The sequence below is a fragment of the Streptomyces nigra genome, assembly GCF_003074055.1.
Classification (GTDB): domain Bacteria; phylum Actinomycetota; class Actinomycetes; order Streptomycetales; family Streptomycetaceae; genus Streptomyces; species Streptomyces nigra.
Map to the genome: position 1 here is coordinate 2493916 of NZ_CP029043.1, position 14418 is coordinate 2508333.

Below are 14418 nucleotides of genomic sequence, written 5' to 3' on the forward strand. Positions count from 1 at the left end.
CCTACAGGTTGCTGAAGTCCGGGCCCTTCGTACGGGTCCGCTTGATCTCGTAGAAGCCCGGCACGGAGGCCACGGCGAGGGTGCCGTCCCACAGCTTGGCGGCGTCCTCGCCCTTCGGGGCGGGGGTGACGACGGGACCGAAGAAGGCGATCTGCTCGCCGTCGTCGCCGGGGACGGCGATGACCGGGGTGCCGACCTCCTGGCCGACCTTGTCGATGCCCTCCTTGTGGGAGGCGCGCAGCTGCGGCTCGTAGGGGGTGTCGTCCCAGTGCTCCAGGAGGGAGTCCGGCAGCCCGGCGTCCTTCAGGGCGGCGGCGACGGTCTCCCGGCCGGGGCCCTCGCCCTTGTTGTGGATGCGGGTGCCGAGCGCCGTGTAGAGGTCGCCGAGGACGTCGGGGCCGTGCTCCTCCTGGGCGGCGATGACGACGCGGACGGGACCCCACGCCTTGGTGGCGAGCATGTCGCGGTACTCCTCGGGCAGCTCGTCGAGCTTGTCCTCGTTGAGCACCGCGAGGCTCATCACATGCCAGCGGACCTCGATGTCGCGGACCTTCTCCACCTCCAGGACCCAGCGGGAGGTCATCCAGGCCCAGGGGCACAGCGGGTCGAACCAGAAGTCGACGGGGGTCTTGTCCGACATGTCTCTCCTCAGGAGGAAACGTTTTCCACGGGAACAACCCCGGTCCGCCCGCCCATTCCCGGCTGCCCCGCGTCAGGGGCGCATGGCAGGATCGGTCCTGTTCAGCCGGAGCCGTAGCCGTATCCGGTGCGGCCGTATCCACGACACAAGGGAGTGCCACGCGTGCCCGGTGAGAATCTGTCCCGCGACGAGGCCCGGGAGCGGGCCGCCCTGCTGGCCGTCGACGGGTACGAGGTGTCCCTCGACGTGCGGTCCGCCCTCGGCGAGGGGCCCGGGGACGGTGAGCCGCGCACCTTCCGCTCGGTCACCACGATCCGTTTCCGCTGCGCCGAGCCCGGCGCGTCGAGCTTCGCGGACCTGATCGCGCCGAGTGTGACGTCCGTCTCCCTCAACGGGCGGGACCTGGACCCGAGCGAGGTCTTCGACGGCTCGCGGATCGCCCTGGAGGACCTGGCCGCCGAGAACGAGCTGGTCGTCGACGCCCAGTGCGCGTACTCCCGCACCGGCGAGGGCCTGCACCGCTTCGTCGACCCGGAGGACGGCGAGGTCTACCTCTACACGCAGTACGAGCCGGCCGACTCGCGCCGTGTCTTCGCCAACTTCGAGCAGCCGGACCTCAAGGCGCCGTTCCGGTTCGAGGTGCGGGCGCCCGAGCAGTGGACGGTGTGGAGCAACGGCGCCGGTGAACGGGCGGACGGCGTCTGGCGGTTCGCGGAGACCAAGCCGATCTCGACGTACATCACGTGCGTGGTGGCGGGCCCGTACCACTATGTGACGGACTCCTACACGCGTGAGCTGGCCGACGGCGGCCGGCTGGAGATCCCGCTGGGCGCCATGTGCCGCAAGGGCCTCGCCCCGCACTTCGACGCCGACGACGTCTTCCTGATCACCAAGCAGGGGCTGGACTTCTTCCACGACCACTTCGACTACCCGTACCCGTTCGGGAAGTACGACCAGGCGTTCGTGCCCGAGTACAACCTGGGCGCGATGGAGAACCCCGGCCTGGTGACCTTCCGGGAGGAGTACATCTTCCGCGGGAAGGTGACCCGGGCGTCGTACGAGGGCCGCGCCAACACGATCCTGCACGAGATGGCACACATGTGGTTCGGCGACCTGGTCACCATGGAGTGGTGGGACGACCTGTGGCTGAAGGAGTCCTTCGCGGACTTCATGGGCGCGTTCGCCAACGTCGGCGCGACCCGCTTCAAGGACGCCTGGATCACCTTCGCCAACCGCCGCAAGGCGTGGGCGTACCGCGCGGACCAGCTGCCCTCCACGCACCCGATCACGGCCGACATCCGTGACCTGGAGGACGCCAAGCTCAACTTCGACGGCATCACGTACGCCAAGGGCGCGAGCGTGCTCAAGCAGCTCGTGGCGTACGTCGGCCAGGACGCCTTCCTGGAGGGCGCCCGCCGCTACTTCAAGCGGCACGCGTACGGCAACACGCGGCTCGGCGATCTGCTGGCGGTGCTGGAGGAGACCAGCGGGCGGGACATGGGCGCCTGGGCGCGCTCCTGGCTGCAGACGGCGGGCGTGAACGCGCTGACTCCGCAGGTGCTGCTGGACGCCGAGGGCCGGATCGACGAGCTGGCCGTGCTGCAGGAGGCCGCCGAGTCGCACCCGGAGCTGCGGCCGCACCGGGTGGCGGTGGGCCTGTACCGGCGGGGCGCGGACGGCGCGCTGGAGCGGTACGCGCGCGCCGAGGCGGACGTCGACGGGCCGCGGACGGTGGTGGCGGAGCTGGCCGGTGCGGAGGCGCCGGACCTGGTGCTGGTCAACGACGACGACCTGACGTACTGCAAGACCCGGTTCGACGAGACGTCGCTGGCCACGCTGCGGGAGGCGCTGGGCGAGCTGACCGACCCGCTGGCGCGCGCCCTGTGCTGGTCGGCGCTGTGGAACATGACGCGGGACGCGCTGCTGCCGGCCCGGGAGTTCATCGGCCTGGTGCTGCGCTTCGGTGGCCGTGAGTCGGACATCGGCGTGCTGCAGATGCTGCACGCGTGGGCCGACTCGGCGCTGACGCACTACGTGGCGCCCGAGTGGCGCGAGCGCGGTGCGCGGCTGCTGACCGAGGGCGCCTCGGAGCAGCTGTACGCGGCCGGGCCGGGCAGCGAGCAGCAGCTGGCGTGGGCGCGGTTCTTCGCCCGGGTGACGGACGAGCAGGGCCTGGAGCTGCTGTCGGGTCTGCTGGACGGCAAGGCGACCGTCGAGGGTCTCGTGGTGGACCAGGAGCTGCGCTGGGCGTTCCTGGAGCCGCTGGCCGCGCACGGTGTGGTCGGCGAGTCGGAGCTGGCGGACGAACTCGCCCGCGACGACACGGCGTCCGGCAAGCGCCATCAGGTGCGCTGTCTGGCGGCGCGGCCGTCGGAGGCGGTCAAGGCGCAGGCGTGGGCGCAGGTCGTGGAGTCGGACGCGCTGTCCAACGCGCTGGTCGAGGCGACCATCGGCGGGTTCGCGCAGGCGTCGCAGCGGGAGCTGCTCGCGCCGTACACGGAGAAGTACTTCGCCGCGATCGACCGGGTCTGGCGGGAGCGGTCCATCCAGATCGGCATGGACGTGGTCCGGGGCCTGTTCCCGGCGCTCCAGCAGTCGCGGGCCACGCTGGACGCGACGGACGCGTGGCTCGCGGCCCACGTGGACGCGGCGCCGGCGCTGCGGCGGCTGGTGCTGGAGTCGCGGGACGATCTGGCGCGGGCGCTGCGGGCGCAGGAGTGCGACGCGACGGCGTCAACCGACTGACACCTTTGGCCAACGATCACGGCGGTCCGTGACCGTTACGGAATTCAGGCAATCACAGCCGTAACCCCTGGTCCCACCCGAACGGACCAGGGGTTTTCCGTCTCTATTCGGCATCCGAACACCCGTCCTTTAGTGCGGCGTTGTCCGCATTTGTCGACGGGCGTGTAACAGCGGTTAAAGCGCTCATCGGACGCGGAAGCCTCCGGGTCATGAACCACAACACCCCCCTCTCCCCCCGCCCCCTGCACCACCTCTCCGAGGTCCACCGCCGGGTCATGACGGCCGCCCGCCTCAAGGCCCACGGGGTCTCCGCCGCCGAGACGAACGAGCAGTGCCGGCCCGGCGGCCCCTGGCAGCAGCTGCTGCCCGGCGTCTACCTGCTGCACCCCGGGCCGCCCACCAGCGAGGAGCGGCTGCACGCGGTGCTGATGTACGCCGCGCGGGAGCGGTCGCCCGGGGTGCCCGCCCAGCCCGGCGGGAGCGAGGCGCCCGCCCCGCCCGCGTACGCCGAGGCGATGATCACCGGGCTCGCGGCGCTGACCCTGCACGGCTTCTCGGCGACCTCGCCGCTCACCGCGCTGGACACCGTCGACGTCCTGGTGCCACGGATGCGCCGGCTGCGCTCCACGGGCTGCGCCCGCATCGTGCGCACCGCCGCGCTGCCCACGCCGCAGCAGGTGACGGGGCTGCCGGTGGCGCCGGTGCCGCGCGCGCTGGCGGACGCGGTGGCGGAGCTGAAGGACGGCCGCACGGTCCGCCGGCTGCTCACCGAGGCCGTGCGCGGCGGGCGCTGCGAACCGGCCGCGGTGGTGCGGGAGCTGACGCAGGCGAAGCTGCTGAACCGTCCGCACGTCGTGGACGCCGTGGACTCGCTGCTGGCCGAGGGGCGGGCCCGCGCGGAGGACCTGCTCTACCGGATGGTCCGCGAGCACGGCCTGCCCGACCCGGTGTGGAACGTGGACCTGCGGCTGCCCGGCGGCCCCCACCTCGGCGGGCTCGACGCGTTCTGGCCGGAGCACTCGGTGGCGGTCGAGCTGGACACCCGCGCGCCCCGCCAGGGCGACCGGAGCGACGACGACTCCCAGTGGTCCGAGTACGCCCGCAAGCGGGAGACGCTGGAACGCCTGGGCATCACCGTCGTCCACATCACCCCGAAGAAGCTGCGGCACGGCATGGAGCAGCAGGCGGCGGTGGTCCGTACGGCCCTGATGGCGGCGGTCGACCGCGACCCGGCCGCGTACGTCGTGGTCCTGCCCCGGTAGCGACGCACCGGGACGCGGATCAGGGGGTGTCGGGGGGAACAGAGGGGCCGCGCGGCGTCGGCGGCCCCTCCTCGGCGGGTCAGCGCAGGGCGGGGCCCCGCCGGGTGGCGGACGCCGTACCGGTGTCCTTGCCGGTGTCCTTGCCGCAGAACTCGGCCTCGGTGAGCGCCCCCGGGTCGCCCACCCAGTCGCCGTTGAGGTTGAGGGTCAGCGCGTGCCGGCCGTCCCGGGTGACGGCCGCCTGGGACGTCGAGCCGTGGATGCCGCCGCCGTGGCCCCAGACCGTGACACCGCAGGACAGCTCGATGCTCATCAGGCCCAGCCCGTACCCGATGCCCTGGGCGGCGGGCACGGTCGTGGTCATCTCGTTCAGCTGCTCGCGCGGGAGGAGCCGGCCGCGCAACAGGGCCGTGTAGAAGCGGTCGAGGTCCTTGTTGTCGGAGATCATCTCGCCCGCCGCGTGGGCGATCGACGGGTTGAGTTCGGTGACGTCGTACGTCGGTCCCGTCGCCGTGTCCGCCAGCTTGGAGTACGCCCGGCTGCTGGGCCGGGGCATCGTGGCGCGGGTGCCGGGGACGGAGGTGGCCGTCAGCTTGAGCGGGCGGATGATGCGCCGGTCGATCTCCTTGCCGTACGGGCGGCCCGTGACCTTCTCGATGACCAGGCCCGCGAGGACGTAGTTGGTGTTGGAGTAACTCCAGGACGTGCCGGGCGCGAACGTGGGCTCGTGCGTCATGGCGACGGCGACCAGCTCCGTCGGCTTCTTCGTGTCGTAGCGGTGCTCGAAGAAGCCGTCCTTGGCGAAGTGGTCGCGTACGAAGCCGGGGTCGGCGGTGTAGTCGTAGACGCCGCTGGTGTGGTTGAGCAGTTGGCGAAGGGTGATGCGGCGTCCGTCGTGGCCGCTGCCCCGGACCAGGCCCGGCAGCCACGCGTCCACCGTGTCGTCCAGCGACAGCCGGCCCTCGGCCTCCAGCTGGAGCAGCACGGTCGCGACGAACGACTTGGTGATGCTGCCGACCCGGTAACGGTCGTCCGCCGAACGCGGCTTGTCCGTGCCGATCCGGCCCACGCCCGGCGTCGCCGACCAGGTGCCGTGCTGGTCCCTCGCCCGGACGGTCACGCCGGGCACCCCCGCCTCGACCGCGGCCTCGGCGGCCACCCGGGTGGCCTCGTGCCCGGTGGTGGGCGGCGCCGCGACGGCCGGTGCGACGAGGGCGGCCGACAGGGCCACCGCCGTGGCCGCCACGAGGGCCGCGCGGGTCGTCCGTACGTTCATGTCTCTCCCCCTTCGTGCGCTCACGTCGAGCGCGGTCGGGGGGAGAGACCGGGCGGATGCGGCGGAAGTTGACCCGGGTGACGGGGGTTGGGCGTGTTTCGGTCAGTCAGTCCTCCGCCGGCTCCTCGTCCGCGGTGTCGTGGTGGACGTGGATGTCACCGTTGGCTGCGGCGTAGACGGTGCCGTCGTCCCGGGCGGTGTTGGTCTGGGTCGGCTCGGCGGGGCCGGTGACCTTGACGTGATTGTTGTCCCCGGCCACGACGGGGCCGGAGGCGTTGTGGCCGATGTGGATCTCGTTGTGGCTGGGGGGTGTGTTCGGCATGAGGGCTCCGGGGTCCGGCTAGGAGGCGCGGGTCAGGGTGAAGGACTGGCAGGTGGTGCATCGCGCCGACCGGTCCACGACGGACACCACCTCCTGGGTGACCTCGGCTGTGTCCCCGTCCTCGCCGAGGGTGATCGTGGTGCGGATCTGGCCCAGGACGAGGTCGCACGGTTCACGGGCGTATCCCGGGGCCGTGGCACTGTAGGTGTCACCGCTGCCGGTGAACTCCGTCGAGGTCGGGTTACCGCAGCCGTCCTCGTCGGCCATCGTGTAGGTCCCGAGCCCTGCGTCCGTGAACACGTACGTCCCGCCGTCGCTGCCGTTCCACGTACCCGCCAGGCCGGTCGGCTCCGGCTCCGGCTCGTCGGTGGTCGCGTCCACAGGATCCGCCGGGGCGGTGAATTCCACGGTCGGCGTGGGGGCGCTGACGGCGGGGGTGTCCGAAGCGGACTCCGACGAGCTCCGGTTCTGCTCCACGGCGACGGCTCCGATGACGACGGCGGCGATGACCGCGGCGACCTTGAGGGCGATCGCGGCTCCGGCTCCACCGGCCCCGGCGGACGCGGCGACGGCGCCACCGGCCTCCCCGATTCCCGTCGGTGGAACACCCGTGGCGGGCGACGCGGCCGTTCCCGGGTCGACCGGCATACCGCCTCCGGACATGCCGGGATCCGACGGCACCGTCGGCATGTCGGGCGCGGTGGCTCCGGGGTCGGTGGGCATGGAGGCGCCCGTCTCCGGCGGCGGAGCCGGTTCTGGTGAAGGTGCGCTGGGAGCGGTGCCGGCGGTCGGGTCCTGGAGGGGCGTCGGATCCGTACTGGACGAGCCGACGTCCGAGCCGCCACCCTCGGGAGCGTTCACCTCCCCCGGCCCGTCGGGCGACCCGGCGTCGGGCGACCCGGCCTCGGGCCCCGGCTCCTGCGGAACGTACTGCTGGGCGTTCGCCGCCGCGTCCGCGCCCTGGGTGTCGCCCAGTTGGCGCCACAGGATGTCCGCCTCCGCGAGCAGGACCGCGGCGACGACCCGGTTGCCGGTGAGGACGGCGCGGACGCCGCGCTCGTGCGTGAAGTAGGCCTCGGCCTGCCGGTCCCCCGCCCGCTGCGCGGCCGGCAGCCCCTGGTCGAGGAGTCGCCCCCAGACACCGAAGCGGAGCGACCGGGCGAGGGCCGGTGAGGCCGCGCGGACGACCCGGACGGCGAGGTCCGCCCGCCCCGACCGCTCGGCCAGCTCGGCCAGCACCTCCAGCGCCCGGGCGTGCCCGGCGACCTGGGCCGCCGGGGTCTCCGGCCGGGCGGCCCAGTCGGCGAAGTACCCGCACAGCCGCTCCAGCGCGTACGGCCGAAGGCCCCGGCGTTCCCGCAGCGCCGCGACGACACCGTCCGCCACGCGGTACCCCAGCTCCGTCTCCTCGGCCAGTCCGAGTCCCGCGAGGCCCGCGCAGAGCGCGGCGGCGTCCGGGGTCCCGCTCAGGGCGCCGATGTGCTCGGGGTCCAGTTCGGCGTCGCGGAAGGTGCCGAGCAGATGCAGGGCGCGCAGCGAGGGCTCGTCGAGCCGGTCGAACAGGGGGTGGAGGAGTTCCCGTACCGCTCCGGGCCGGGGCAGTCCGGCCGCGGGGTCCAGCCGGGCGACGGCGGCCGCGCGGAGCAGCAGCAGCGGTGCGCCGGCGGCGGCCTCCCACAGGGCGGTGACGAGGTCGGGGTCGCCGGCCCCGCCCAGTTCGCGGGTCAGCAGCTCGGCGGCGGCGTCCCGGGTGATGCCCTCGACGCGGTGCGCCCTGCCGTCGGTGCCCTGCAGTACCTCCTCGCGGCCGGCGAAGACGAACAGCGCGTCGGGGGCCGCGTCCATGACGGCGCGCAGCTGCTCCGCGGTGTAGTCGGCGTTGTCGACGTAGACGGTCGCCTCGACGCCCTCCATGAGCTGCGGCAGCTCGCCCCGGGAGGGGGCGTAGCCGCCGGTGCTGTGGCAGGCCTCGAAGATGTCCTGCGCCAGGTCCTCGGGTTCACGGCGCGCGGCGTCGAGGAACACCACCCCGTCGCCGCCGGCGTCCAGGGTGCGGGCCGCGTGCCGCAGCAGCGCGGACTTGCCGACGCCGGGCGGCCCCCACAGCTGGACGGATTCACCCGCGTGCAGCGCGGCCGCGATCGCGGCGAGGTCGGCGTCCCGGCCGAGGGGCGTGCCCTGCCGGCGTGGGAGCAGCCGGATGCGGTCCCGGCGTCTGGGGCGGGGCCGTTGGCCGTCCATGAGGACGGTCACCGTGGAGCCGTGCTGTGCGTCGACGACGACGTTGTAGTTGCCGGCGATCACCGGTCCCGTGGCGTCCCCGTCGATGTCGACGCGGTTCCCGGTCCGTGTCCCGCCGTCCTCGCCCGTGTCCGCCATGGTCACCCCGTGGTCTCTCGTGATCGTGTCCGTCGGTGCGGGCGTCACGCTAACCAGGGCGGCGGACCGGCTCACCGTCCAATTACGGTTTTGCGAAGGGCTCCTCCATCTTCACCACCCGTCGCACACATCCGGACTCAACTCACCTGTCTCACAAGCGAGTTGCCTCACTCGTTCGGGTGAGTGAAGGCGGTCAGGCGTGCGAGCGAGTCGACGCGGATCGAGCGGTAGCCCGTGGTGATGACCCCGTCGTTCCGCAGCCGGCGCAGCGCCTTCTGCACACTCGGCTCGGAGGCGCCGGCCAGCGTGGCGAGTTCGGGCTGGGTGATCGGCCAGCGCAGCACCGCCCCGTCCCCGTCCCGTTCGCCGTACGTCATCACGAGGTGGTGCAGGACCCGGGCGAGCCGGGTGGCCGCGTCGCAGCCCACGAAGTTGACGCGATGGGTGTTGGCGGCGCGCAGTTTGGCCACGACGGACTGGTGGACCGCGTGCGCGATCCCGGGCCGCTCCCGCAGGCAGCGCAGAAACTCCGCGCGGGACACGGTCCGGGTCTCGACGGGCCCGCACGTGGTCACCGTGGCCGAGCGGGGTTGGCCGTCCAGGGCGGCGAGTTCGCCGAGCAGATCACCGCGCATCCGGACGGCCAGCAGAGCGGCCCGGTCGTCGTCGGCGTGACCGGTGACCTTGACCAGGCCGTCGAGCAGGATCAGCACATGGTCGGTGCGCTCGGCCTCCCGCACGAGCACCCGGTCGGCGGGGTGCCGCACCGGGACGCCGAGGGCGAGCAGATGGGCGCGGTCGGCCGGTCCGAGCCGGCCCACCGGGCTGGTCGCCGGCCACTCGCCCGCGCCGGACCGCCGGTGCCCGTTCCGCGCGCGGCCCGTCCCGCTGCTCCCCATGACCCCACCTCTCCCCGCTCCGGCCCCGTCGCCCGGGTCCAGTGTGCTGCGGCGGACCCGGCGGCGCGGGCCACTCGGACCCGGTGCTCACACGGTTCCCACCGAACCCTGTATTCCTACGCGTTGTCCGCGCGGCGCAGCGGGCACAGTGGTGCGAGGGGAGCCGGCGCGGCGCGGAGCTCCACCGCCGTGTTCCGCGCCGCGCCACCCCGCCGTCGTACGCGAGGAAGGGCCGTATGGAGACGCAGTGGGAGTACCGGGCCGTCCTGGCCGTCGACATCGAGAAGTCGTCCGGGCGGGGGAACACGGCGCTGGTGAGCAACCGCGCGACGCTGCGGGAGCTGCTGCGGACGGCGTTCGGCCGCAGCGGTGTCGACTGGGAGGCGTGCGCCCGGCACGACCTGGGCGACGGCCTGCGGGTGACGGCGCCCGCCGGGACGCGCAAGGCCCCGCTGGTGCACCCGCTGGTGGCCGAGCTGGCGGGGCTGCTGCGTGCCCACAACGCCGGGGACCGGGACCCGGCGACGCGCATCCGGGTCCGGATGGCGCTGCACGCCGGGGAGGTCGGTCTCACGGCGGACGGTGATGTGGTCGGGGCGCCCCTGGAGACGCTGGCCCGGCTGCTGGACGCCCCGCCGCTGCGCACCGCGTTGGAGCAGGCCCCGCGGTCCGTGCCGCTCGCGCTGCTGATGTCGCGGCACGTGTACGACGACACGGTCCGGCACGGCTACGAGGGCATCGAGGCGGACACCTTCCACGAGGTGGGCTTCACCGTGAAGGAGCTCACCGCGGACGCCTGGCTGCACACCCCCGGGTGGACACCCCCACGGGAGCCGAAGAGGAGGGCGCGCACCCGCGACCGTGCCGCGCCCGGCGCCGTCACCATGCGCAACAAGGCGTCGGGCAACGGCGTGATCAACGCCGCGCAGAACGGCGACCTGCACGTCCGGATCACCAGGCACCCGTGAAGGAGCGGTCATGAGCGACGAGTTGACCCTGCTGGCCCAGGCCGGCGCCGCCGCGCTGGTCACGGCGATGGCCACCGACGCGTGGCAGGAGACCCGGGACACCGTCGCCGGGCTGTTCCGCCGGGGCCGCCGGTCCGCGGTGGCCACCCAGCTCGACGGAGGGGCAGAGCTGGTCCGGGACTCCGCCGTCCCCGACGAGGTGCGCCGGGCGCTGTACGGCTACTGGGCGCAGGAGCTGGCGGCGCTGCTGCGGCAGGACCCGTCGTGCCGGGCCGCCCTCGCCGGGCTGGCCGTCGACCTGCCGGCCCGCGCTCCCGGGGACCGTCCGGCGCGGCAGACGAACACCGCCCGGGACCGGGGGACGGTGTACGCCGTGCAGCAGGGGACACTGCACGTCAACGCCCCGGACAAGCAGGCCGCCGAGGGCTGACGCGGGGCCCGTGGAAGGGGCCTGGACCCCGCGGTGCGGCTTGCCCCGATTCAGGGCTGATCTCCCGCAAAGTCGTAGGGGGTTTTCCCCATCAGTCCATTTCGATTCGGTCAACTCTTCCCTATCGCCCTTCCCTTGCATAAGGCTGTGCGATCGTCCGGGATCACATTCCGGACCCCGATGCTCCTTTACCTCCAAGGGATGCCGATGATCAACAGCCCCCAGCGCGAACCGAAGCCGGGCGCGAGACGCGCGGCGCGCATAGCCGTGGCCGCCGGCCTGGTCGCCGCGCTCTCCGCGGCAGGGCCGATACCCGCGGCCGTCGCTGCGGACAGCGCTCCCGCGACGGCGGACCCTAGTGTGAAGTCCGCGCACGACAAGCTCGGTTCGGACGACGCCGACCGCCTCGCCGAGGCCAAGGCGAGCGGCGAGAAGTACGTCACCATGATGGTCGCGACCGCCCCCGGCCAGACCGAGAAGGTCGCCGCGGAGCTGGACGCGGTCGGCTCCGTCGGCCAGAGCTACGACAAGCTCGGCTACGTCCGGGCGACGGTTCCCACCCGCAAGGCGGACGCGGCCATCTCGGCCGCGACCAAGCTCTCCTCCGTGCACGGTATCGACCTGCGCGAGGAGATCCCCCTGGACGACCCGGCCGTCTCGACGAAGAAGTCGACGGCCTCGGCGACCACGTACTCCGGTCCCTCGAAGAAGACCCCCGCGGAGAACCCCTACAACCCGTCCTTCGAGACGGGCGCCGTCGACTTCGTGAAGAAGAACCCGAAGGCGGACGGCCGCGGCATCACCATCGGCATCCTGGACTCGGGCATCGACCTGGGCCACCCCGCGCTGCAGAAGACCACCACCGGCGAGCGCAAGATCGTCGACTGGGTCACCGCCACCGACCCGATCGTCGACAGCGACCGCACCTGGCGCCCGATGACGACCTCCGTCTCCGGCCCCTCCTTCACCTACGGCGGCAAGACCTGGAAGGCGCCCGCCGGTTCGTACCAGGTGAGCACCTTCGCGGAGTCGTACACCACCGGCGGTGACGCGGCGGGCGACGCCAACCGCGACGGCGACACGACCGACGTCTGGGGCGTCCTGTACGACGCCGCGAACGGCACGGTCCGCGTCGACCTGAACAACAACGGCGACTTCGGTGACGACACCCCGATGAAGCCGTACAAGGACGGCTACCAGATCGGGTACTTCGGCACCGACAACCCGTCCACGGACGTGGTGGAGCGCCAACCGTTCGTCGTGCAGATCCGCAAGGACGTGCCGATGGACCCGTACGGCGGCGACTGGGTCGGCAAGAAGGTCGACTTCGTCAACATCGGTGTCATCGAGTCGGAGCACGGCACGCACGTCGCCGGCATCACCGCCGCGAACGGCCTGTTCGGCGGCAAGATGAACGGCGCGGCGCCCGGCGCCAAGCTGGTCGCCTCCCGTGCCTGCACCTGGACCGGCGGCTGCACCAACGTGGCGCTCACCGAGGGCATGATCGACCTCGTCGTCAACCGCGGCGTCGACATCGTCAACATGTCCATCGGCGGCCTGCCGGCGCTGAACGACGGCAACAACGCGCGCGCCGAGCTCTACACGCGCCTCATCGACACCTACGGCGTCCAGCTGGTGATCTCCGCGGGCAACTCCGGCCCCGGCGCGAACACCATCGGCGACCCGGGTCTGGCCGACAAGGTCATCTCGGTCGGCGCGACCGTCTCCAAGGACACCTGGGCCGCCAACTACGGCTCGGTCGTGGAGAAGAAGTACGCGATGATGCCGTTCTCCTCGCGCGGCCCGCGTGAGGACGGCGGCTTCACCCCGACGCTCTCCGCGCCGGGCGCGGCGATCAACACCATCCAGACCTGGCTGCCGGGCGCCCCGGTCGCCGAGGCGGGCTACAAGCTGCCGGCCGGCTACGGCATGCTGCAGGGCACCTCGATGGCCTCCCCGCAGGCCGCCGGCGCGTCCGCGCTGCTGCTGAGCGCCGCGAAGCAGAAGGGCATCGACCTGACGCCCGCGAAGCTGCGCACCGCGCTGACCTCGACCGCCGACCACATCAAGGGTGTGCAGGCGTACGAGGAGGGTGCCGGCCTCATCAACATCGTGGACGCCTGGAAGTCGATCCGTAAGGGCGCCACCGCCCACGAGTACACGGTGAAGGCGCCGGTCGACACCGCGATCGACCAGTTCCTGAAGACGCCGGGCCACGGCACCGGCATCTACGACCGCGAGGGCGGCCTCAAGGCCGGGCAGAAGAAGACGTACGACGTCACGATCACCCGGACGTCCGGCGCGGACAAGGCGATCCGCCACGAGCTGCACCTGGAGAACAACGCCGGGGGCACCTTCGAGATCGTCGGTTCGGACGAGATCCGTCTCGGCCTGAACAAGCCGGTCACCGTGAAGATCTCCGCCAAGCCGTCCTCGGCCGGCCTGAAGAGCGCGATCCTCGAGGTCGACGACCCGCGCACCGAGGGCATCGACAAGCTGGTCCTCAACACGGTCGTGGTCTCGGCCCCGCTGAAGTACACGCACGCGGCGTCCGGTTCGGTGCAGCGCAACAGCACCGCGTCCTACTTCGTGACCGTGCCCGAGGGCGCCAAGTCGCTGGAGGTCGCGATGAGCGGCCTGAAGGACAAGAGCCAGACCCGGTTCATCGCCATCCACCCCTACGGCGTCCCGGCGGACAACACCGGCACCCCGTACTGCTACAACAACTACCTCGACGGCAACGGCTGCAAGCCGGACGTTCGCGCGTACGCCGACCCGCAGCCCGGCGTCTGGGAGATCGAGGTCGAGGCGCGCCGTACCTCGCCGCTGCTCGACAACCCGTACAAGCTGGACGTCACCGTCCTCGGCGCGGCCTTCGACCCGGAGACCGTGACCGTCCCCGAGGCCAAGGTCGGCACGCCGGCCGCCGCCTCCTGGAAGGTGACGAACAAGTACGCCGCGATCGACGGAAAGCTGGCCGGCGGTCCGCTGGGCTCCTCGAAGTCGGCGCGTCCGTCGATCACCGAGGGCGTCACGCAGACCACCACGGTCGACGTGCCCGAGGGCGCCGCGTCGCTGGACGTCTCCATCGGCAACGTCTCCGACACGGCCGCCGACCTCGACCTGGCCGTCTACGACGCGTCCGGCACCAAGGTCGCCAGCTCCGCGGACGGCGACTCCGAGGAGGCCGTCTCCGTCCCGAAGCCGGCCGCCGGCACGTACACCATCGAGGTGGACGGCTACTCGGTGCCGAGCGGCACGACGGCGTACGACTACCTGGACGTGTTCTTCTCCGCCTCCCTCGGCACCGTCAAGGTGGACGAGTCGGCGCCGGTGAAGCTCGCGACGGGCGAGTCGGTCACGGTCGACGCCACGGTCACCGCGGCCGCCGAGGCCCCGGCCGGCCGTGAGTTCTTCGGCCAGGTCCAGCTGCTGAACGCGCGCGGCACCGCCGCGGGCGTGGCCAGCGTGAAGATCGAGAAGGTCACCCCGTAGCC

10 protein-coding genes are annotated in these 14418 nt (G+C 72.5%); 5 read left to right on the forward strand and 5 right to left on the reverse strand.

The annotated features are described in order from the left end of the window. Position 1: 1 nt before the first annotated feature. Positions 2-640 (reverse strand): mycothiol-dependent nitroreductase Rv2466c family protein, encoded by a 639-nt coding sequence (locus DC008_RS11530; RefSeq protein ID WP_108706897.1) that lies wholly within the window; start codon positions 638-640, stop codon positions 2-4. Positions 641-802: 162 nt separating this feature from the next. Here DC008_RS11530 and pepN point away from each other — a divergent pair, with 162 nt between their 5' ends. Then, the gene (gene pepN, locus DC008_RS11535) at positions 803-3385 is read left to right on the forward strand and encodes an aminopeptidase N (RefSeq protein WP_108706898.1); all 2583 of its coding nucleotides are present in this window, start codon (positions 803-805) and stop codon (positions 3383-3385) included. Positions 3386-3594: 209 nt separating this feature from the next. Continuing rightward, a complete protein-coding gene (locus DC008_RS11540; RefSeq protein WP_108706899.1) occupies positions 3595-4647 on the forward strand; it encodes a hypothetical protein in 1053 nt (350 codons plus the stop codon). Positions 4648-4726: 79 nt separating this feature from the next. On the opposite strand, the gene DC008_RS11545 is transcribed toward DC008_RS11540, so the two are convergent. The 4 genes from DC008_RS11545 to DC008_RS11560 all read right to left on the reverse strand — a co-directional run bounded on the left by DC008_RS11545 (position 4727) and on the right by DC008_RS11560 (position 9523). Next, positions 4727-5923, reverse strand: a complete 1197-nt coding sequence (locus DC008_RS11545) for a serine hydrolase domain-containing protein (RefSeq protein ID WP_208645847.1) — start codon at positions 5921-5923, stop codon at positions 4727-4729. Positions 5924-6029: 106 nt separating this feature from the next. After that, positions 6030-6245 (reverse strand): hypothetical protein, encoded by a 216-nt coding sequence (locus tag DC008_RS11550; RefSeq protein ID WP_108706900.1) that lies wholly within the window; start codon positions 6243-6245, stop codon positions 6030-6032. Between the two features lie 18 nt (positions 6246-6263). After that, positions 6264-8624, reverse strand: a complete 2361-nt coding sequence (locus DC008_RS11555) for an ATP-binding protein (RefSeq protein ID WP_108710655.1) — start codon at positions 8622-8624, stop codon at positions 6264-6266. Positions 8625-8791: 167 nt separating this feature from the next. Further along, on the reverse strand, positions 8792-9523 hold the full coding sequence (locus DC008_RS11560; RefSeq protein ID WP_108706901.1) for a Crp/Fnr family transcriptional regulator: 732 nt from the start codon (positions 9521-9523) through the stop codon (positions 8792-8794). A gap of 236 nt (positions 9524-9759) precedes the next feature. Between DC008_RS11560 and DC008_RS11565 the strand changes: the two genes are divergently transcribed. The 3 genes from DC008_RS11565 (at position 9760) to DC008_RS11575 (ending at position 14416) form a co-directional block, all read left to right on the forward strand. Beyond that, positions 9760-10491, forward strand: coding sequence for a nucleotidyl cyclase domain-containing protein (locus tag DC008_RS11565; protein ID WP_108706902.1), 732 nt, complete (start codon positions 9760-9762; stop codon positions 10489-10491). A 10-nt stretch (positions 10492-10501) separates the two neighbouring features. Continuing rightward, positions 10502-10921 (forward strand): hypothetical protein, encoded by a 420-nt coding sequence (locus DC008_RS11570; protein ID WP_108706903.1) that lies wholly within the window; start codon positions 10502-10504, stop codon positions 10919-10921. Between the two features lie 207 nt (positions 10922-11128). Beyond that, complete coding sequence (locus DC008_RS11575; RefSeq protein ID WP_108706904.1) at positions 11129-14416, forward strand: S8 family serine peptidase; 3288 nt, start codon at positions 11129-11131, stop codon at positions 14414-14416. Positions 14417-14418 lie beyond the last annotated feature (2 nt).

Coding starts and splice junctions, on each gene's coding strand:
- DC008_RS11545 (WP_208645847.1), bottom strand. CDS start 5,923: ATGAACGTACGGACGACCCGCGCGGCCCTCGTGGCGGCCACGGCGGTG.
- DC008_RS11560 (WP_108706901.1), bottom strand. CDS start 9,523: ATGGGGAGCAGCGGGACGGGCCGCGCGCGGAACGGGCACCGGCGGTCC.
- DC008_RS11550 (WP_108706900.1), bottom strand. CDS start 6,245: ATGCCGAACACACCCCCCAGCCACAACGAGATCCACATCGGCCACAAC.
- DC008_RS11570 (WP_108706903.1), top strand. CDS start 10,502: ATGAGCGACGAGTTGACCCTGCTGGCCCAGGCCGGCGCCGCCGCGCTG.
- DC008_RS11555 (WP_108710655.1), bottom strand. CDS start 8,624: ATGGCGGACACGGGCGAGGACGGCGGGACACGGACCGGGAACCGCGTC.
- DC008_RS11530 (WP_108706897.1), bottom strand. CDS start 640: ATGTCGGACAAGACCCCCGTCGACTTCTGGTTCGACCCGCTGTGCCCC.
- DC008_RS11540 (WP_108706899.1), top strand. CDS start 3,595: ATGAACCACAACACCCCCCTCTCCCCCCGCCCCCTGCACCACCTCTCC.
- DC008_RS11575 (WP_108706904.1), top strand. CDS start 11,129: ATGATCAACAGCCCCCAGCGCGAACCGAAGCCGGGCGCGAGACGCGCG.
- DC008_RS11565 (WP_108706902.1), top strand. CDS start 9,760: ATGGAGACGCAGTGGGAGTACCGGGCCGTCCTGGCCGTCGACATCGAG.